This is a genomic window from Lutibacter litoralis (assembly GCF_014646675.1).
GTDB classification, from domain to species: domain Bacteria; phylum Bacteroidota; class Bacteroidia; order Flavobacteriales; family Flavobacteriaceae; genus Lutibacter; species Lutibacter litoralis.
The window spans coordinates 347,348-368,586 of the sequence record NZ_BMNS01000004.1 but is presented as its reverse complement, the minus strand read 5'-3'; the positions used below and the strand labels follow the sequence as shown (position 1 = coordinate 368,586).

General features: G+C 30.7%; 18 protein-coding genes. 8 read left to right on the top strand and 10 right to left on the bottom strand.

Features of this window, described 5'->3' with window-relative positions:
* Window positions 1–98: 98 nt before the first annotated feature.
* Window positions 99–1,853, top strand: coding sequence for a signal peptide peptidase SppA (sppA, locus tag IEW75_RS08250; RefSeq protein ID WP_134248584.1), 1,755 nt, complete (start codon window positions 99–101; stop codon window positions 1,851–1,853).
* Window positions 1,854–1,965: 112 nt separating this feature from the next.
* On the opposite strand, the gene IEW75_RS08245 is transcribed toward sppA, so the two are convergent.
* Window positions 1,966–2,844 (bottom strand): AraC family transcriptional regulator, encoded by an 879-nt coding sequence (locus tag IEW75_RS08245; protein ID WP_134248585.1) that lies wholly within the window; start codon window positions 2,842–2,844, stop codon window positions 1,966–1,968.
* Between the two features lie 200 nt (window positions 2,845–3,044).
* Between IEW75_RS08245 and IEW75_RS08240 the strand changes: the two genes are divergently transcribed.
* Window positions 3,045–3,641: a T9SS type A sorting domain-containing protein gene (locus IEW75_RS08240; RefSeq protein ID WP_134248586.1), complete on the top strand. Its 597-nt coding sequence runs from the start codon at window positions 3,045–3,047 to the stop codon at window positions 3,639–3,641.
* Window positions 3,642–3,701: 60 nt separating this feature from the next.
* Here IEW75_RS08240 and IEW75_RS08235 read toward each other — a convergent pair whose 3' ends face one another.
* The 8 genes from IEW75_RS08235 to IEW75_RS08200 form a co-directional block, all read right to left on the bottom strand.
* Window positions 3,702–4,184: a dihydrofolate reductase gene (locus IEW75_RS08235; RefSeq protein WP_134248587.1), complete on the bottom strand. Its 483-nt coding sequence runs from the start codon at window positions 4,182–4,184 to the stop codon at window positions 3,702–3,704.
* Complete coding sequence (locus tag IEW75_RS08230; RefSeq protein WP_134248588.1) at window positions 4,181–4,585, bottom strand: 2TM domain-containing protein; 405 nt, start codon at window positions 4,583–4,585, stop codon at window positions 4,181–4,183. Before IEW75_RS08230 ends, IEW75_RS08235 begins: the two co-directional genes overlap by 4 nt.
* 10 nt (window positions 4,586–4,595) lie before the next feature.
* Window positions 4,596–4,802 carry a hypothetical protein gene (locus tag IEW75_RS08225; protein ID WP_134248589.1) on the bottom strand — a complete coding sequence of 69 codons (207 nt, stop codon included), beginning with the start codon at window positions 4,800–4,802 and terminating at the stop codon, window positions 4,596–4,598.
* Between the two features lie 38 nt (window positions 4,803–4,840).
* The gene (locus IEW75_RS08220) at window positions 4,841–5,665 is read right to left on the bottom strand and encodes a thymidylate synthase (protein ID WP_134248590.1); all 825 of its coding nucleotides are present in this window, start codon (window positions 5,663–5,665) and stop codon (window positions 4,841–4,843) included.
* A 50-nt stretch (window positions 5,666–5,715) separates the two neighbouring features.
* Window positions 5,716–7,110 carry a NupC/NupG family nucleoside CNT transporter gene (locus IEW75_RS08215; RefSeq protein WP_134248591.1) on the bottom strand — a complete coding sequence of 465 codons (1,395 nt, stop codon included), beginning with the start codon at window positions 7,108–7,110 and terminating at the stop codon, window positions 5,716–5,718.
* 12 nt (window positions 7,111–7,122) lie between these two features.
* The gene (locus tag IEW75_RS08210; protein ID WP_134248592.1) at window positions 7,123–7,734 is read right to left on the bottom strand and encodes a bifunctional nuclease family protein; all 612 of its coding nucleotides are present in this window, start codon (window positions 7,732–7,734) and stop codon (window positions 7,123–7,125) included.
* An 89-nt stretch (window positions 7,735–7,823) separates the two neighbouring features.
* Window positions 7,824–8,786 (bottom strand): electron transfer flavoprotein subunit alpha/FixB family protein, encoded by a 963-nt coding sequence (locus tag IEW75_RS08205; protein WP_134248593.1) that lies wholly within the window; start codon window positions 8,784–8,786, stop codon window positions 7,824–7,826.
* A gap of 88 nt (window positions 8,787–8,874) precedes the next feature.
* Entirely contained in the window at window positions 8,875–9,621 is a 747-nt protein-coding gene (locus tag IEW75_RS08200) for an electron transfer flavoprotein subunit beta/FixA family protein (RefSeq protein ID WP_134248594.1), read from the bottom strand.
* Window positions 9,622–9,797: 176 nt separating this feature from the next.
* On the opposite strand from IEW75_RS08200, the gene IEW75_RS08195 reads away from it, so the two are divergent.
* The 6 genes from IEW75_RS08195 (at window position 9,798) to nhaA (ending at window position 20,829) form a co-directional block, all read left to right on the top strand.
* Complete coding sequence (locus IEW75_RS08195; protein WP_134248595.1) at window positions 9,798–10,778, top strand: pyruvate dehydrogenase complex E1 component subunit beta; 981 nt, start codon at window positions 9,798–9,800, stop codon at window positions 10,776–10,778.
* A gap of 178 nt (window positions 10,779–10,956) precedes the next feature.
* On the top strand, window positions 10,957–13,401 hold the full coding sequence (locus IEW75_RS08190; protein WP_373286319.1) for a DUF5686 family protein: 2,445 nt from the start codon (window positions 10,957–10,959) through the stop codon (window positions 13,399–13,401).
* Between the two features lie 66 nt (window positions 13,402–13,467).
* Window positions 13,468–14,001 carry an inorganic diphosphatase gene (locus tag IEW75_RS08185; RefSeq protein ID WP_134248597.1) on the top strand — a complete coding sequence of 178 codons (534 nt, stop codon included), beginning with the start codon at window positions 13,468–13,470 and terminating at the stop codon, window positions 13,999–14,001.
* 125 nt (window positions 14,002–14,126) lie between these two features.
* A complete protein-coding gene (locus tag IEW75_RS08180) occupies window positions 14,127–16,544 on the top strand; it encodes a sodium-translocating pyrophosphatase (protein ID WP_134248598.1) in 2,418 nt (805 codons plus the stop codon).
* A gap of 286 nt (window positions 16,545–16,830) precedes the next feature.
* Window positions 16,831–19,272 carry a sodium-translocating pyrophosphatase gene (locus IEW75_RS08175; RefSeq protein WP_134248599.1) on the top strand — a complete coding sequence of 814 codons (2,442 nt, stop codon included), beginning with the start codon at window positions 16,831–16,833 and terminating at the stop codon, window positions 19,270–19,272.
* 249 nt (window positions 19,273–19,521) lie between these two features.
* Window positions 19,522–20,829 (top strand): Na+/H+ antiporter NhaA, encoded by a 1,308-nt coding sequence (nhaA, locus tag IEW75_RS08170; RefSeq protein ID WP_134248600.1) that lies wholly within the window; start codon window positions 19,522–19,524, stop codon window positions 20,827–20,829.
* Here nhaA and IEW75_RS08165 read toward each other — a convergent pair.
* Complete coding sequence (locus tag IEW75_RS08165) at window positions 20,826–21,227, bottom strand: DUF6146 family protein (protein ID WP_134248601.1); 402 nt, start codon at window positions 21,225–21,227, stop codon at window positions 20,826–20,828. The two genes, nhaA and IEW75_RS08165, sit on opposite strands and share 4 nt — an antisense overlap.
* Between the last annotated feature and the right edge of the window lie 12 nt (window positions 21,228–21,239).

Here is a 21,239-nt window from a genome sequence, read left to right as displayed (position 1 = left end):
AAACTGAGTACAAAGAAAAGAAAAGTATTATTTAAAAATATATCTTTGTGGCTCAACTTATAAACATTTAAGTTATTTTAATATAATAAAGTGCACTCATGAAATTTTTAAGAAATTTAGTAGCTTCCATTTTTGGAACATTTATAGCTTTAGGCGTCATTTTTATGCTATTTATTTTAATAGCTTCATTAGCTTCTGAAAGTGAAAAAATAGAGATAAAAAACAATTCTGTCTTAGAATTAAGATTAAAGGGGGTAATTAAAGATTATGCTCCAAAAAGTGAAAACCCTTTTGATGAAATATTTGGGTTTAATGATGGTAAAATGGGTTTAAATGAAATACTAAATGCCATTCATAATGCCGCTTCCGATACCAATATTAAAGGTATTAGTATTCGAGTTTCTGGTATTAATGGCGGAATTGCTCAAACCCAAGCAATACGAAATGCTCTTTCAGAATTTAAAGAATCGGGTAAGTTTATAAATGCTTATGCCGATTTATACGATCAGAAGAGTTATTATTTAAGCTCCGTTGCTGATTCTGTTTTTATAAATCCTTATGGCGCTATAGATTTTAAAGGACTTTCTACAGAAGTTTTATACTTTAAAGATGTACAATATAAAACTGGAGTTAAATTGGAGGTAATTCGCCATGGAAAATACAAAAGTGCTGTTGAACCTTTTTTATATAACAAAATGAGCGAGAATAACAGAAGTCAAATTACATCTTTTTTAACTTCTATTTGGAACGAAATGTTACAAGATATTTCTAAAAGTAGAAATAAATCTGTTGAGGAATTAAATTATATTGCAGACGATTTATTGGCAAGAAATGCTGTTTTAGCGCTTGAAAATAGTATGGTAGATGGAGGAGTTTATGTTGATGAATATACCGATAAATTAAAAATTGCAACTGGTACTTCTTCAAATGATGATTTAAACCGAATTACATTAAAAGATTATATTTCTATTGGAAAAGGACGTAAACGTTCTTCAGCAACTAATAAAATTGCTGTAATTTATGCACAAGGTGAAATAATATATGGTAAAGGAGATGAAAATACTATTGGCCCAGAATTAATTATTAATGCACTAAGAAAAGCAACGGATGATAAAAATGTTAAAGCCATTGTTTTAAGGGTAAATTCTCCAGGAGGAAGCGCATTGTCTAGTGAGTTGATTTGGAGAGGATTAGAGTTGGCTAGTGCAAAGTTACCAATTGTTGTTTCTATGGGTAATTTAGCTGCATCTGGGGGATATTATATTGCATGTAATGCAGATGTCATTTTTGCGGAACCTACTACAATTACAGGTTCTATTGGTGTTTTTGGAGTGTTGCCAAACATTAGTCAATTAGCCGATAATATTGGTGTTAATGCGGAGCAAGTAAGTACTAATAAGGGTGCTAGTTATAGTGTTTTTGAACCAATGACAGATGCTTTTAGAACAGTTACACAAGAAGGAGTTGAACAAGTATATACTACTTTTTTAGAAAGAGTTGCAAAAGGAAGAGGCATGTTAGTAGCTGAAGTTGATAGTGTTGCTCAAGGTAGAGTTTGGTCTGGAGTTGAAGCTATTGAAAAAGGCTTGGTAGATAAATTAGGTAATTTAGATGATGCCATTTTACATGCTGCAGAATTGGCTGAAGTAACAGATTATAGAGTTAGAAATTACCCTAGTTATAAAATAGATTTTGAAGATCGAATTAATAGTTTTCCTTTTATGAAATCTAAAGAAAAATTATTTTTGGAAGAGTTAGGGGAGGAGCATTATAAAATATATAAAAGTATAAAACAACTTTCAACGTTAAAAGGAATACAGGCTAGGGCTCCTTTTATGTTAGATATTAATTAGTTTATGATTCTTGGTTAGTCCAACCGATATGTTTTAAGCTATTATTGCTGTGAATGCAAGAATTTATGAAAATAAATTTCTGAATGTGAAAATTAACAGATTATAAATAAATTTACTTTTGAACCAATAATTTTTTCATCTCATTACGGTATTTAAGAGGGCTACTTCCTGTAAATTTTTTAAATAATTTATTAAAGTGAGAGAAGTTATTAAATCCACTTTCAAAACAAATTTCTGTAATACTCGAATGATTTTCTGCAAGTAATTTTGTAGCGTGTACAATTCTAAATTCATTTACAAATTGGGTAAATGTTTTGTTAGTAGACTTTTTAAAATACCTACAAAATGCGGGTACTGTCATGTTTACTTTTTCGGCAATTTCATCTAAAGGAATAGGTCTTTTAAAGTTGGTATTTACAAAACCAAAAATAACGTCTATTTTGTTATTATCTTGAGGCTCAACTTCAAAAGCAAAACCATCAACATTTAATAATGTATAATTCTTTGTTTGCGCTAAATCTTTTAAAATTTCTAAAAAATGGATAATTCGATCCATTCCTTCAAAATTAACTAAATTCTCTATTTTTGGACCAACTAATGTTTTTACTTCAATATTAAATAGAATACCCTTCTTGGCTTTAAGAAACAATGATCTTACTAGTTGCATTTCTGGTAAATTAACAAAATTTTCTCCTAAAAAGTCCTCTTTAAATTGAATAACCGTTTCCTTACCATTTGAAGTAAATCTATCTGTAAAACCACTATGTGGCAAATTAGCCCCAATAAGAATTAATTGACTATTACTAAAATAAGATAAATGGCTGCCAATATGTCTTTTACCTTTTGCTTTGTTAACATAGATCAACTCTAATTCTGGATGAAAATGCCACGAGGGTAAACCATCAACAACATTTTTACTATGTTGTTTTATTCGAATTGAGCTTCCGAATTCAGGATTTAGTTTTTTAAATGTTGGTTTTGTATTTTTCATATTCTCTATAAGTACAAAAGTAAATATAAATAAAACAATGATTCTATTTAGATTTGATGTTTTTATGTTCTAAATTAACCTATCGAATTATTAACAATTAATTAATAGTTAAAATAGAACACAAATATGAAAAATTGGAGGTTTTTTAGATTGAGATTCCGCCATACATTTGTCCCATACTAATTAATAAATTATTGAATATGAAAAATTTAATTAAAATGAAATTACTTATTGTGGCTTTATTAACTACTATAGTAATTAACGCAACAAACATTAATAACAAGGTTAAAGTAGAGGTAATTAGCTCAAAGTTAATTGATTTAAAACTAGAAAATTCAGATGGCGATTTAACAATAAGAGTAAAAGATGTTTTTGGAGAGGTTCTATATACTGAAAAGTTTGAAGGAAATTATATTTCAAAAAAATATGATTTAAATACATTGCCAGAGGGTAATTATTACTTTGAGATTGAAGGTAGAACAAAAATTAATTTAATGCCTTTTAAAATATCTTCTAAAGGATGTGAATTTAAAAGCGACATTGAAAGTACGTATTACAAGCCTATTGTTAGGCAAGAGGGAGATTTAGTTTTTATTTCTAAAATAGAATTTAAAAAGGAAGATTTTGAGATTTATTTATATGATAATCAATTAAACAGCTTATATCAAGAGAAGTTAAATGGTGGTATAAACTTAGGTAAAACATTAAATATAAAAAATCTTAAATCTGGAAATTATAGCATTGTAATGAAAAGTGCTGGTAGAGTATTTGAACAAAAAATTTATAAAAAGAAATAGTAATTCACTTATTATTAAGTTTGGTTTAATTAAAAGGGGTCTTCTATTGAAGGCTCTTTTTTATTTTTTACTATATGACACAAAACTATAGTCATATTTATTTTTTTCATCAGCTTTAAAATGTTGTCTAGAAGTTTCTTTCCATATTGAAGTGTCAATCTTAGGGAAAAATGCATCAGCATTAAAAGTATTATGTATAAAAGTTAGGTCTAGTTTATCTGCAATTTCAATAGCTTGTTTGTAAATTTCTGCCCCGCCTAAAATGTATGGATTATCATCTGTAGCTGCTGCTTCAAGAGCTTCGTCTAAAGTATGTACAACAATACAACCTTCAGCATTAAAATTTTTATTTCTAGTAATTATAATAGAAGTTCTGTTTGGAAGTGGCTTTCCAAGAGATTCAAACGTTTTTCTACCCATAATAATATGGTGATTTAATGTAACTTGTTTAAATCTTTTTAAATCTGCTGGTAAATGCCAAATAAGTTGATTGTCTTTTCCTAAAGCATTATTTTCTGCTATTGCAGCTATAATTGTAATCATTCGTTTTTTGTCTTTTTTGGCAGTTCTTCCTTATTTTTTACTTCTGAGGCATATTGCTCACTTTCAGCTTTGAGTTTTATTTCTTGGGCTATTTCTTTTTCAAGTTTAGCAATTTTTAGTTCTTGTTTTAGTACTAATTTTTCTGTTTGTTTGCGCTCCCATTCTTTATTCATAAACTTATTGGTAACATAAACATTAATTACATGTAATATAAAAAAGAATAACCAAATTAAAATTGCCCAAACAAACCAATCGAACTGTTCCCAAATATTTAAAAATTTATTAAGTATAATTAAAAATACAGAACCCACTAAAAAAACTATAAAATGTAAATATAATCGTTTCTTTTGTTTGATTCGATGTCGAGCATTTTCATACAATTCGTGCTGTTCTTTCATCATATAATTAGTTTTACATGCTTTTAACCCATTCTTTTATATAATCTGTAAAGTCTTCTTTTTCATCAGCTTGAGATAATTTTTCATTTGCAAAAGCTAAAAACTTTGAAATATTTTTATCTGAAGTATTAAAAAGAATGTCAATTGATTTTAACAATTTAACGTCTTCAATTTCAATAATTCTTTGAATAATTTTATTTTTTAATTGTAAAGAGTCCATACTGTTTTTTTATGCTTAACGTTTTCTTTTCTATAATATTATACAGAAACTACACCTTTAATATGCGGGTGTGGATTGTAATTTTCTAAGGTAAAATCTTCAAAATTAAAATCAAAGATATTTTTAATTTTTGGATTTATTTTCATTAAAGGCAATGTTTTTGGCTCTCTAGATAATTGCAAAGCAATTTGTTCGTTGTGGTTGCTATAAATATGTGCATCACCAAATGTGTGAATAAAATCTCCATAGCCTAAACCACAAACTTGAGCCATCATCATTGTTAATAGCGCATAGGAAGCAATATTAAACGGAACTCCTAAAAAAATATCTGCACTACGTTGGTATAATTGACACGATAATTTACCGTCTGTTACATAAAATTGGAAAAAAGCGTGACAAGGGGGTAAAGCAGCTTTTCCGTTAGCAACATTTTCAGAAAATGAAATTGATGTGTCGGGTAATACACTTGGATTCCAAGCGGTTACTAGCATTCTTCTACTGTCTGGGTTTGTTTTTATAGTATTAATTACTTCAGTTATTTGGTCGATACCTTCACTATTCCAATTACGCCATTGATGTCCATAAACAGGTCCTAGATCTCCGTGCTCGTTTGCCCAAGCATCCCATATTTTAACATTATTTTCTTTTAAGTATTCAATATTTGTATCGCCTTTTAAAAACCAAAGCAATTCATAAATAATAGATTTTAAATGAAGTTTTTTTGTAGTTACCATTGGAAACCCTTCATTTAAATCAAAACGCATTTGATAACCAAAAACACTTTTTGTTCCAGTTCCAGTTCTATCTTCTTTTAAAATTCCGTTTTTGTTAACGTGCTTTATTAAGTCTAAATATTGTTTCATTATTGCTATTTAAGTGTTTAGGTGTTTATTTTTAAACAAATAAACAAAAATTATCCGATAATCATTCCTGCAATTGTTGCAGAAAGTAATGAAGCTAAAGAACCTCCAATTAATGCTTTTATACCAAACTCAGATAGTGTTTTACGTTGCCCAGGAGCTAAGGATCCAATACCTCCAATTTGAATTCCAATAGATGCAAAATTTGCAAATCCACAAAGCATGTAAGTTGCCATAATTACAGACTTATTATAAGTAAAATGAGTGACATTTGCAACATTTTTAAGTTCGGCTAATTGAATATATCCTACAAATTCACTAGCAGCTAATTTTACGCCTAATAATTGTCCCATAAGCATAACATCTTCTTTGGCTACACCAATAAGCCACATTAGAGGTGCAAAAATTGTTCCTAAAATGGCTTCTAAAGTAAATTTAGGATATGGTGTGTTTGCTGCCATCCAATCATTTAAATTGGTAACATCTCCAACCCAACCTAACATACCATTTAGCATTGCAATAATAGCTACAAAAACCAATAACATTGCTGCAACATTAGCAGCTAACTTTAAACCTTCTGTTGTTCCATTTGCAATGGCATCTAATATATTAGATCCAATTTTTTCTTGCGAAACGTGAACATCGGTGTTTATGGTTTCAGTTTGAGGATATAACATTTTAGAAATTACAATTGCTCCAGGAGCGGCCATAACGGATGCTGCTAGCAAGTGTTTAGCAAAATGTAAGCGTAGTTCGGGATCGTTGCCTCCTAAAAAACCAATATATGCAGCTAGAACACCACCTGCTACAGTTGCCATTCCACCAATCATAACTAATAATATTTCAGAACGATTCATACGCTCTAAATATGCTTTTATCATTAAAGGGGCTTCTGTTTGTCCTAAAAATATATTTCCAGCAACAGATAAACTTTCAGCACCAGAAATATGTAATAATTTTGTAAGTAACCAAGCCAATCCTTTTACTATAATTTGTATAATTCCTAAATAGAATAATAAGGAAGTCAATGCCGAAAAGAAAATAATTGTAGGGAGTATTTGAAATACAAATATAAATCCATACGATTCGCTATTCATTAAACCTCCAAATAAAAATTCACTACCTGCTGCTGTATAATCTAAAATATTTGTAAAAATACTTCCAACAAATTCAAAAATGGCCTGTACAAAAGGAATTTTTAAAACACCGATTGCTATTAAAAGTTGGGCTGTTAACCCAGCTCCAACAGTTTTCCAATTTATTGCTTTTCTGTTACTACTAAACAAGTAAGCGACAACTAATAATGAAAACATTCCTAAAACACCTCTCCATAAAGATGTAATTGAAAATCCTTGATTGTCTATTATTAAATTAGATGTAACTTCTTGCGAATTTGCAGATGCAATACTAAAAAATAGTAGTGCAGCTAAGCCAATTTTTTTTGTCATTTTAAAGTTTGGTTATTGGGTACGTTTATTTATTTCATCACGAATTTTTGCAGCTAATTCGTAGTCTTCATCTTGAACAGCTTTTTCTAATTTTTCATTTAACTGTTTCAAGCTGACTTTTGAAAAGGTTGATTTTTTAACAGGTTCAGTTTCTTCAATTAATTTTTCTAATCCTATATCATCTTCTTTTCCTGGGCTTAATTCATCCTTCATTTTTAAGTAAATACCAGCCTTGTCTAGAATGTTTTCATATGTATAAATGGGTGCACTAAAACGAGTTGCTAAAGCAATGGCGTCTGACGTTCTAGTGTCAATAATTTCTTCTATATTGTCGCGTTCACAAATTAAACTAGAGTAAAAAACACCATCAACTAATTTATGTATAATTACTTGTTTAATTTTTATTTGAAACCTATCAGCAAATGTTTTAAATAAATCATGGGTTAAAGGTCTTGGCGGTTTAATCTCTTTTTCCAATGCAATAGCTATAGATTGCGCTTCAAAAGCACCAATTACAATAGGTAATGTTCTGTTTCCTTCTTCTTCGCTCAAGACCAATGCATAAGCACCACTTTGTGTTTGGCTGTAGGATATTCCTTTTATATTTAGACGAACTAAACTCATACGTTAAAATTAACAAAAAAGGCTGTCTAATCAAAGGACTTTTGGTCCAAAAATTAGACAGCCTTGTTAAGAGGCACAATTTAATAAAATTATGCGTTAATTGCTTTAAATTCTTTTAACTTTTCTATTAATGTTGGAATGACTTCAAAAGCATCACCAACAATACCATAATCAGCAGCTTTAAAAAATGGAGCTTCTGCATCGGTGTTAATTACAACTTTTACTTTAGATGAATTAATTCCTGCCAAATGTTGAATTGCTCCAGAAATACCAATGGCAATATATAAATTAGCCGCAACAGGTTTACCAGTTTGACCAACGTGTTCGCTATGCGGTCTCCATCCTAAATCTGAAACTGGTTTAGAACAGGCAGTTGCAGCACCTAAAATAGCTGCTAATTCTTCAACCATTCCCCAGTTTTCAGGTCCTTTTAATCCTCTACCACCTGAAACCACAATATCTGCATCTGCAATAGTTACAGTACCCGTAGTTTGCTCAATAGATTCTGAAGTTAAATTACTACTCGCTATTTCTGGCGAAAAACTTTCAGTGGTACCTGAAACTTCATTTTCAAAAACTCCGTAAGAATTTTTAGCTAGTGCAATTACTTTTACTTCAGTAGAAATTTCACAATTATTAAATGCCTTGCTAGAAAATGCTTTCCGTTTTACTACAAACGGAGAGGTTGAACTAGGTAAAGATATAACATTACTTGCAAAACCAGCATTTAAATTAACCGCAACTAGTGGTGCTAAATACAAACCATTTGCATTTGAATCTATAATAACAACTGTTGATTTTTCTTTTTCTGCAGCTTGTTTAACAATGTTTGCAACTGTTTTTGCATTAAAAGTAGCCAACGCTTCATCTGAAACATTTAACACTTTTTCTGCACCATATTTATAAAGTGTTTCGTTTTCAGTTGCATTTATTGCAAGAACTACGAGATTTGTATCTAATTGTTCAGCAACTTTTTTTCCATAGGATGTAACTTCAAACGTTGATTTTTTAAATTTTCCTTCCGATGTTTCGGCTAAAACTAAAACTGACATATTTTTTTATTTTGTTTAATAGTTGATACGTTTAAGGGTTGAACGGTTCTTACACTTTTCAACTTTTCAATTTTTCAACAGTGTTTTACTATATTACTTTTGCTTCGTTGTGTAATAAGTTTATTAACTCATCTACATTGTCAGCATCTATTAGTTTACAAGCAGATTTGGCAGCTGGTTTTTCAAAAGATGTTGATTTAGTAGCAGTATCACTTGCTGTTGGTTCAACAATAGTTAAAGGTTTTTTACGCGCCATCATTATACCTCTCATATTTGGTATGCGTAGGTCTTTCTCTTCAACAAGTCCTTTTTGGCCTGCAATAATTAAAGGTAAATTACAAGATAATACTTCTTTTCCACCATCTATTTCTCTTGAAACAGTGGCTTCTTCACCTTCAATTTCAAGTCCAATACAAGCGTTAACAAAGTTGTAATCTAGCAATCCAGCTAACATTCCAGGAACCATTCCGCCATTATAATCAATAGATTCTTTTCCAGCTAATATTAAATCATATGTATCATTTTTAACTACTGCAGCCAATTCTTTTGCAACTGCAAAACCATCTGTTGCTGTAGCATTAACTCTAATAGCATTATCAGCTCCAATAGCTAAAGCTTTTCTTAATGTTGGTTCTGTTGTGGCGTCGCCTACAGTTATAACAGTTATGCTTGCAGCCTGTTTTTCTTTAAACCACATAGCACGCGTTAATGCAAACTCATCATACGGATTTATTACAAATTGCACGCCGTTACTATCAAATTTTGTATCGTTTTCAGTAAAATTTATTTTTGAAGTAGTATCTGGAACGTGACTTATACAAACTAATATTTTCATTTTATTATTTATTTGAATATTTATTTATAAAAATAACGACTTTATTATTATTTTTTTACGAATGTACCACTTTTTTTTAAAAATACTATGCGTGCATAGTAAAATTTTATTAAGTATTATTTTTTTGATAGTAAATTTAGAATTGCTTACTTTTGCAATTCGTTAAAAAATATACAATGAAGACAATACAGTTTAGAGAAGCTATTTGCGAGGCAATGAGTGAAGAAATGCGAAGAGATGAATCTATATTTTTATTAGGTGAAGAAGTTGCTGAATATAATGGAGCATACAAAGCGTCTAAAGGAATGTTAGACGAGTTTGGAGCAAAGCGAGTTATTGATACACCAATTGCTGAATTAGGTTTTACGGGTATTGCTGTTGGTTCAGCAATGAATGGAAATAGACCAATTGTTGAGTTTATGACCTTTAATTTTGCTTTAGTTGGAATTGATCAAATTATTAATAATGCTGCTAAAATTAGACAGATGTCTGGAGGTCAGTTAAATTGCCCAATTGTTTTTAGAGGGCCAACTGGTTCTGCAGGACAATTAGGTGCAACGCATTCTCAAGCTTTTGAAAACTGGTTTGCAAATACACCAGGTTTAAAGGTTGTTGTTCCTTCAAATCCATATGATGCAAAAGGCTTGTTAAAAGCGGCAATTAGAGATGATGATCCAGTTATTTTTATGGAATCTGAACAAATGTATGGTGATAAAATGGAAGTACCTGAGGGTGAGTATATTATTCCATTAGGTGTTGCAGATATTAAAAGAGAAGGTACAGATGTAACAATTGTTTCATTTGGTAAAATTATTAAAGAAGCATACAAAGCAGCCGATGTTCTTGAGAAAGAAGGCGTTTCTTGTGAAATTTTAGATATGCGTACAGTTAGACCAATGGATTTTGAAGCTATTTTTACTTCAGTTAAAAAAACAAATAGATTGGTTATTTTAGAAGAAGCTTGGCCTTTTGCAAGTGTTTCTTCTGAGATTACATTTCAAGTACAAGAAAATGTATTCGATTATTTAGATGCTCCAATACGAAGAATTACAACAGCAGATGCACCTGCACCATATTCTCCAGTTTTGTTAGAAGAATGGTTACCTAACTTTAACGATGTTGTTAAAGCGGTGAAAGATGTTATGTATATAAAATAAAGGCATACTATTTGCGTTATTAAATCCTTTCAAGTACTACTTGAAAGGATTTTTTATTTAAAACGTCTATTCTAACTTTAGATTTAGAATAACAAATCTGACCCTTAAAATACAATAAGTATTAAATATGAAAATAATTTTTAAAGTTATATACTTCCTTTTTTTGTTCATTTTTTCAATGAGTTTTGCACAGGTTAAAATTAGCGGTGTAGTAGTAGATGAACAAAATCAGTCAATTCCATTTGCAAACATAGTTTTTGTAGATTCCAATACAGGAACAGTTTCAGATGAGAATGGTAAGTTTTATCTAGAATCAAATAAGACTTATACTAAAATTGAAGTATCATTTATAGGTTATGAAACAAAAATAGTACCCATAAAAAGTAGAGATTTTAATTTAACAATAATTTTAAATGAGGCAGCTTCTCAATTAGATGAAGTATTTATTTATAGCGGTAAGGTTAAGAAAAAGGGAAACCCTGCAATTGCTATCTTGAAGAAGATATGGGCAAAAGAACGTGAAAATGGTATTTATTTATTCGATCAATATCAATACGAAAAGTACGAAAAACTAGAGTTTGATATGAATAATGTTGACAGTGCTTTTATGAAAAAGAAACTGTTTAAAGGAATGGAATTTGTTTTTAAAAATATAGATACTTCAAACATCACAGGGAAAGCTTTTTTACCGATTTTTATTAACGAATCTGTGTACAATTCTTATGGTAAAAATAAAGACGGTAAAAAATTACGAGAAGATTTAGTTGCAAATAAAAATTCTGGATTTAATTCCAATCAAAATGTAATTGCTTTTATAAAAGATTTATATGTAGACTATAATATTTATGATAGTTATATTAAAATTTTCGATAAAAGTTTTGTGAGTCCTATTTCAAAAGCGTCAGGAATTTCAACCTATAATTATGTGTTAACCGATAGTGCTTTTGTGGATAATAAATGGTGTTATAATATTTTATATTATCCTCGAAGAAAAAGTGAATTAACTTTTAAAGGCGATTTTTGGGTAAACGATACTACGTTTGCAGTTAAAGAAATTAATATGCAAGCAACACGAAGTGCAAACATTAATTGGGTTAAAGATATATATATAGAACAAGAATTTAATGTACTAAATGATTCGGTATTTTTATTGAAAAGAGATTATATGTTATCGGATTTTAGTTTAAATAAGAAAGATAAATCCAAAGGAGTTTATGGTAGAAGAACTACCATGTATAAAGATTATATATTTGATGAAATAAAGGATCCTAGTTTCTATTCAAAAGAAATTAATGTTTATGATGAAAAAATTTACAACAAAAACGATGCGTTTTGGAGTGGTAATAGGCAAGAAAAATTAAACGATAACGAACTCGGAATCTATAAAATGTTAGATACCCTAACTACAGTTCCAAAGTTTAAAAAAATGTACAATGCTATTTCAATTTTAGGCTCTGGATATATAGAGTTTAATAAATTCGATTTTGGATCTATTTATTCAACTTTTGGAAAAAATGATGTTGAAGGATTGCGATTGCGTGTTGGAGGAAGAACCTATTTAGGCGGCAACGAACCTTGGCGTTTGCAAGGTTATACAGCCTATGGTTTTGATGATGATAAATTTAAATATGGAGTGTCAGGTAAATGGATGTTAAATCCCAAAAGTAGGTTTATAATTGGAGCAGGGAACAGGCGAGATGTGGAGCAAATAGGAGTGAGTTTAACAACTACAAATGATATTTTAGGAAGAAGTTTTGCATCTTCTTCATTTTTTGCAAGCGGAGATAATAGTAAGTTAACATCTATAAATTTGTCTAACTTTTATATGTCTATCGAACCAAAACATAACCTACAATTTAAAATTGGAGCCTCTTATAGAACATTGGAATCTGCATCTCCAGAAACATTTAATTTAGATTATTGGGTTGATAAACAAAATGATATTAGAAAATCCAATATCATTCAATCTGAAATAGATTTCTCTATAAAATATACTCCAGACAGAAAAACAATTGGTTACGGTGTAGAAAGAAACGAAGTAACAGATACGTACTCAACTTGGTTTTTAAATTATTCACAAGGAATAAAAGGTGTTTTTGATAGTGATTTCGACTATCAGAAATTGCAGTTTTATTACCGTCAACCAATATTAATTGGTGGCTTTGGTAGAATGTTTACCACTTTTGAAGTTGGAAAAACTTTTGGTGAAGTACCTTTAGGATTACTAAATGTTGTACCTGGAAATCAATCTTATTTTACTATTGAAAATACCTATGCCTTATTAGATTATTACGAATTTGTAACGGATACGTATGCTTCACTTCATATTGAACATAATTTTAACGGACGTTTTTTATCTAGAGTACCTCTATTGAGAAAATTAAATTTAAGAGAAATTGTTGGCGTTAAAGGTGTTTGGGGAGAAATCTCAGAAAAAAATTTAGCTTTAAATGCTTCAAATATAAATTATGTTGCACCTACAAAAGGCTATTATGAATATAGTGTTGGAATTGGAAATATTTTTAAAGTATTTAGAATTGATTTTAGTTGGAGAGGTAATTATCTAGATATGCCAACTGCCAATAAGTTCGCTATAAAGGGAGCTTTTGGTTTCCATTTTTAAAATCATATTAAAAAGTGCATAGACAAACCTATGAATTTTGTACTTTTGCAAAAATTAAAATAAAAAATGACTGCTAAATCTAAAAAAGTATTAACATTCGACGTGTTAATTGAAATACCAAAAGGAAGTAGAAACAAATATGAATATGATTTTGCCTTGCATAAAATTAGATTCGATAGAATGTTGTTTTCATCTATGATGTATCCAGGTGATTATGGATTTATTCCAGAATCATTAGCTTTAGATCAAGATCCTTTAGATGTGTTAGTGTTAGGTTCTGAACCAACATTTCCTATGGTTGTTATGGAAGTAAGACCAATTGGAGTTTTTCACATGACAGACGAGAAAGGGCCAGATGAAAAAATAATTTGTGTGCCAGTTTCAGATCCAATCTGGAATAATAGAAAAGATATACATGATTTAAATCCACATAGATTGAAAGAAATTGAACATTTTTTTCAAGTTTATAAAGATTTAGAAAAGAAAAAAGTAGATGTTGGTGGATGGGGAAATGCAGCGGAAGCGGAAAAAATTTACCACGAATGTATTGCTAGGTACGAGAATAGCGAACATAAGAAAAAAAGAACTTTTACAATATAATACATAATCAATCAACGATTTATGCAAACCATCTTTAAAAATTAAAGGTGGTTTTTTTTATAGTTTATATTTTACTATTTTAGCGATATTAGAAAAATTAATTAACTTAACTTATTAACTAAAGAATGGAATTTATTGTAAAATTTTTGCCTCTATTTGGGGTTTTAGCGCTTGGATTTGTTGTATTTAAAAATGCCTGGGTGTCTAAACAAGATGGAGGAAATGAAAAAATGACAAGGATTGCAAAGCACATTGCAGATGGTGCAATGTCTTTTTTAAAAGCTGAATACAAAATATTATTAATATTTGTATTAGGGGTTGCAATTCTATTATACTTTAAAGGAACCTATGATGTTGGTTCTCACGGAATGGTAGCAGTATCATTTATTGTAGGTGCAATTTGCTCTGCTTTAGCTGGATTTATTGGAATGAAAGCAGCTACTAAGGCAAATGTTAGAACTACCCAAGCAGCAAGAACTTCTATTGGAAAAGCATTAGAAGTAGCTTTTGCAGGTGGATCTGTAATGGGATTAGGAGTTGTAGGTCTTGGAGTACTAGGGTTAAGTTCACTCTTTATGTTATACCAATGGATGTGGCCGGGCACTGAAAATATACCAATGGTATTAAATGTACTTTCTGGTTTTTCATTAGGAGCGTCTTCCATTGCACTTTTTGCACGTGTAGGTGGTGGAATTTACACCAAAGCAGCTGATGTTGGTGCAGATTTAGTTGGTAAAGTTGAGGCCGGTATCCCTGAAGACCATCCATTAAACCCAGCAACAATTGCAGATAATGTAGGTGATAATGTAGGTGATGTAGCAGGTATGGGGGCCGATTTATTTGAATCATATGTTGGTTCTATTATTGGTACAATGGTTTTAGGAGCACTAATTATAACTCCAGATTATGGAGGCTTAGGAGCGGTTTATTTACCGTTGGTTTTAGCAGCTGTTGGTATTGTATTATCAATCGTAGGTACATTTTTTGTGAGAGTTAAAGAAGGTGGTAGTCCACATAAAGCGTTGAATTTTGGTGAATTCGGATCAGGATTTTTAATGATTATTGCTTCATTTTTCATCATTGTAAAATCTGGTTTATTGCCAGCTGAATGGACAACAGATGGAATACAATATAATGCGATGGGTGTTTTTTATGCTACATTGGCAGGTTTAATTGCTGGTTTTGCTGTTGGTAAAGTAACAGAATTTTATACCGGTACTGGAACTATCCCAGTAAATTCTATTGTAAAGCAATCAGAAACTGGTGCTGCAACTAATATTATTGCAGGTTTAGGCGTGGGAATGATGTCTACAATGTTTCCAATATTATTTATTGCTGGGGCAATAATGTTCTCTCACTATTTTGCAGGGTTATACGGTATTGCAATAGCAGCTGTAGGGATGTTAGCAAATACAGGAATTCAATTAGCAGTGGATGCTTATGGACCAATTTCTGACAATGCTGGAGGAATTGCTGAAATGGCTGAACTACCAAAAGAAGTACGTCAGCGTACAGATGAGTTAGATGCTGTTGGAAATACAACTGCTGCAATTGGAAAAGGATTTGCAATTGCTTCTGCTGCATTAACGGCACTGGCGCTATTTGCAGCCTTTATGAAAACAGCGAATATAACATCAATTGATGTATCCAAGCCGGAAATTATGGCTGGTCTATTAGTAGGAGGAATGTTACCATTTGTATTTTCTGCTTTAGCTATGAAAGCGGTAGGACGTGCTGCAATGACTATGATTGAAGAAGTGCGTCGTCAATTTAAGGAAATACCACAATTACACGCTGCTTTAGAGGTAATGAGAAAGCATGACTCGAAGAAAGAGAATTTTTCAAAAGAAGAACTCGCTATTTTTGATGAAGCTGATGGATATGTTGAATATGAAAAATGTGTTGAAATTTCTACAGAGGCTTCTATTAGAGAAATGGTATTACCTGGTTTATTGGCTTTAATAGTTCCAGTACTTATCGGGTTTATTGGCGGTGCACAGATGCTAGGAGGTTTACTGGCAGGTGTTACAACTTGCGGTGTATTAATGGCAATTTTTCAATCAAATGCAGGTGGAGCTTGGGATAATGCTAAAAAAACAATTGAAGAGCACGGGAGAAAAGGGTCTGAAGCACATAAAGCTTCAGTAGTTGGTGACACTGTTGGAGATCCTTTTAAAGATACTTCAGGGCCTTCTTTAAATATTTTATTAAAATTAATGTCGGTAGTTGCTTTAGTTATTGCACCAAGTATTGCCTTAGATGCTGTTGATGTGGCAAAATATACTGAAGATAAAGCTCAAACTGAAGTCTTAGTTAAAGTAATTAAGAAAGAGGTATTGGTGACTATGGAAAATAATGATGACGGAACTGTAAAAGCTACGGTTACTACAACTACTATAGAAAACGAAGAAGAAGTTGTTGTAGAAATAGTTTTTGAAGGTACTGAAGAAGAGGTGAAATCAAAAATAGATGCTTTAGAAGATGCAGATGTTAAGGTGAAGAAAGTTGAAAAAATAATTAAAGAAGTAGAAAAGAAAAACTAAATCATTCTTTTTATAATAGCAAAAGCTCACCAATTTAATTGGTGAGCTTTTTGTTTTTGGTTAAGTCTTAAAAGTTAGAATCATTATAAATAAATGCCTGAGTCATATTTTTATATATAAATTATTTACCTTTATAAAGTATTTAAGACTAAATGGTACGATTTAATTTGGAATATCCCCTAAATATAAATCAATTTCAAGAAAACCTCTTTTCTTGCGTTATCATTTTGATGTTTTTTTACCTTTTGTACTTTAACTTAATCACTAATCTTTATCTTTCTAACCAATGAAAAAAATTATCGCAATTTTAATTGTATTAATGCTGCCTGCACAAATGTTTGCAAGTGAAGCGGATTTAATAATTCCAGATGCTATTAAGGATCAATATATTTTATATTGGGGTTTTATCATTACGATGTTAGGACTGTTTTTTGGGTTTTATCAGTTTATTCAAATTAAAAAAATTCATGCACACAAATCTATGTTAGAGGTGGCTCAAGTTATTTTTGAAACATCAAAAACCTATTTAATTCAACAAGGAAAATTTATTTTTATTTTATTTTTATTTATTGGAACTGCTGTAGCTTTTTATTTTGGTTTTTTATCTAAAGATCCGGAAACAGGAGAAAATTTATTTGGTATTGTTGGAGTGTTAATGATTTTAGGATGGACAATTCTGGGAATTTTAGGTTCTTATGCTGTTGCTTGGTTTGGAATTAGAATGAATACTTTGGCGAATTCACGTATGGCATTTGCTTCATTAGAGAGAAAACCTATCAAGTTATTAAACATCCCTTTAAATGCAGGAATGAGTATAGGTGTGGTTTTAATTTCTTTGGAATTAACTATGATGCTAATAATTTTACTGTTTGTGCCTGGAGAATATGCGGGTGCCAGTTTTATTGGTTTTGCAATTGGTGAATCCTTAGGTGCTTCAGCTCTTAGAATTGCAGGTGGTATTTTTACTAAAATTGCAGATATTGGCTCAGATTTAATGAAAGTAATCTTTAAAATAGGAGAGGATGACCCAAGAAATCCAGGAACAATAGCCGATTGTGTTGGGGATAATGCAGGTGATTCTGTTGGACCCACAGCAGATGGATTTGAAACTTACGGAGTAACGGGTGTTGCATTAATTTCGTTTATTTTATTGGCAATTATAGATACGTCTTTACAAACACAATTGTTAGTTTGGATTTTTGTAATGCGAATTTTAATGGTGATTACATCTATAGTTTCGTATTGGATTAATGGCGCAATAACAAAAGCAAAATGTAGTAATGTTGACGAACTTGATTTTGAAAAGCCACTAACTTCATTGGTTTGGATTACATCGTTATTGTCAATTGTAGTTACATTTATTGCAAGCTATTATTTAATAGGTGATCTTGACAATAACTTATGGATAACGCTTTCAATAATTATTAGTGCTGGTACTTTAGGTGCTGCATTAATACCTGAATTTACCAAATTATTTACAAGCCCAAAATCAATTCACGTGAAGGAAGTTGTAGAAGCTTCTAAAGAAGGAGGAGCTTCACTGAATATACTTTCTGGGTTGGTAGCAGGTAATTTTAGTGCCTTTTGGCAAGGAATGGTTTTCTTTTTCTTAATGTTTATTGCCTATTATGCATCAACTTATGGTTTAGGAAATATTATGATATATCCTTCTATTTTCGCCTTTGGTTTGGTAGCATTTGGTATGCTAGGTATGGGGCCTGTTACAATTGCTGTTGATAGTTACGGACCAGTTACTGATAATGCACAATCTATTTATGAATTGTCTTTGATTGAAGATAATATTGAAGAAATAACTGTCGAAATAGAAAAAGATTTTGGATTTACTCCAGACTTTGAAAAATCGAAATATTATTTAGAAGCAAATGATGGTGCAGGGAACACATTTAAAGCAACTGCAAAACCAGTACTTATTGGAACAGCAGTTGTAGGTGCAACAACTATGATTTTCGCATTAATTTTGGTAATTGAACATTCTTTAGGTATTAAGCCTGAAGCAATTCTAAACCTATTAAATCCATATACTATTTTCGGATTTTTACTTGGTGGTGCTGTTATTTATTGGTTTTCTGGAGCAAGTATACAGGCAGTTACCACTGGAGCAAGTAGAGCAGTTGCCTTTATAAAAGATAATATTAACTTAGATCCAAATGCGCCTAAAAAAGCAGATCTTGAGAAATCGAGAGAGGTAGTGAAAATATGTACGCAATATGCACAAAAAGGAATGTTGAATATTTTTATAGCGATTTTCTCTTTTGCACTTGCATTTGCATTTTTATCTGCACCTATTGATTTTTCTGAAAGTATGAGTGATGCAGATAAATTAATTGCAGCAGCACCAGTTTCATTATTTATTAGTTATCTTATTTCTATCGCTTTCTTTGGATTGTACCAAGCAATATTTATGGCAAATGCTGGAGGAGCCTGGGATAATGCAAAAAAGATTGTGGAAGTTGATATGAAAGAAAAAGGAACTGCGTTGCACGATGCATCTGTAGTAGGAGATACTGTTGGTGATCCATTTAAAGATACATCTTCGGTAGCTTTAAATCCAATTATTAAGTTTACAACCCTATTTGGTTTATTGGCAATGGAAATTGCAATCTCACCTTCATTTAGAGGTTTAGCTCCTTACTTTGGAATTGCATTCTTATTAGTTGCATTGTATTTTGTATATAGATCGTTCTATAAAATGAGAATAAGTAAATAAAAGAGGTTTTTAAAGATACTTAAAATATTCATTCTGAGCCTGTCTGAATAACCTGCAGGTTCAGATTAGTAATTTTCCCATCTTTTAGTGCATTTTATTGTTTAATATTTAGAGTATGAGTAAAATTCAAATTATTTCAATTATAATTGATTTTTGAACTTTTTAAAAAGAATTTTTTAAATACTACACTAAAAATTAAGATAGTATTTTTTAAAAAAATTGTATATTTCCAAAAAATAAAATAGTTAGATGAAATTTATAAGTGATCCATTAAAGAGTTTTATTAAATTAGAAACAGCCTCAAGTATTATACTTTTTTTAGTTTCAATTTTTGCCATAATTTGGGCAAACTCATCTTATGGATATTTATATGAAGAGATTTGGTATAAAAAATTTACAATTGGATTTATAAATACAGACTTTCATTTATCCAAGTCTTTAATTTTGTGGATAAATGATGGTTTAATGGCAATCTTCTTTTTTGTAATAGGCTTAGAAGTAAAGCGCGAAATTTTAGCTGGAGAACTAACAACTTTAAGAAAAGCATCTCTTCCAATATTTGCGGCAATTGGAGGAATGGCATTTCCTATATTAATTTTCTTTTTTTTAAATAAGGGTAAAGTTGGTATGGAAGGTTGGGGAGTGCCAATGGCAACAGATATTGCTTTTACTTTAGGAATATTAAAATTATTAGGAAAACGTGTGCCTTTAGGAGTGAAAATATTTTTAACGGCATTCGCAATTGTAGATGATATTGGAGCTGTTTTAGTTATTGCTATTTTTTATAGTGCAAATATTCAATGGGATTTAATAGGTTATGCAATGATTCTGTTTGCTGGGGTTTCTTTTTTAAGCTACAAAAAGGTGTATTCTCAATACTTGTTTTTTATAATAGGTTTTATAGTATGGTTGTTATTTTTAAAATCTGGAGTACATCCTACTATTGCTGGAATTTTAATGGCGTTTTCAATCCCAATTCATAGGAAAGTAAATGTTTCAGAATATTTAAGTACTGTAAAAAAACAATTGTCAATTTTTAGAGAAAATGAAGCCACTTCTAGTCAATTATTATCCAACGATCAGATACACGCTATTGATGTAATTGAAAGTTGTTCAGAAAAAGTACATTCTCCACTTCAAAATTTAGAACATACATTACACGGCTGGGTTTCTTATTTAATTATGCCCATTTTTGCTTTGGCAAATGCTGGTGTTATTATTAGCTTTAAAGGTTTAGAGGGTGCAACTCATTTAGTTTTTAATATTGCTGCAGCCTTAGTGTTAGGTAATACTATTGGTATCTTTTTAATGAGTTATATTGCTGTAAAGTTAAAATTTGCAGATTTACCAGAGAGCGTTAATTTTAAGCAATTACTTGGGGCAGGAATGTTAGGAGGACTTGGTTTTACGATGTCCTTATTTATTGCAAACTTAGCCTATGAAGAAGAAAGTTTAGTTAAAGCAGCCAAAATGGGTATTATTATTGGATCCCTAATTGCTGGTTTATTAGGATATTTAGTTTTACGATCTACATTAAAAGAACCTAAATTAACTTAAAATCTTTGTTTGTATTTAGATTCAACAAATTTAAAATAGTTGTATAACTTATAATTTACATCTAAACCATAATCTATGTTGAAATCGTAATCAATTACATTTTCGTAAATGTTTGGGTTATAGCCTAGAGGATTTCTGGCTCTGTTATTCCATTCAGTTACATAAAATTTATTTTTCGTTTCATAATAAGATTGCGAATAAAAATTTGCAGGTTTTGCTATGGTTAATAAGTAGGTTTCAAAACCAGGGTCTATAATAATAATTTCATACTCCAATTCGTCATTTGCTATTCTAATAGCACCTTCTGGCAGTTGTGTGTCCGTTTTTGTAGTTTTTGTTGTTGAACTGCATCCAACAATAAAAAGAACAGTTACTAAATAATAGATTATTTTTTTCATAATTTGTTGCTT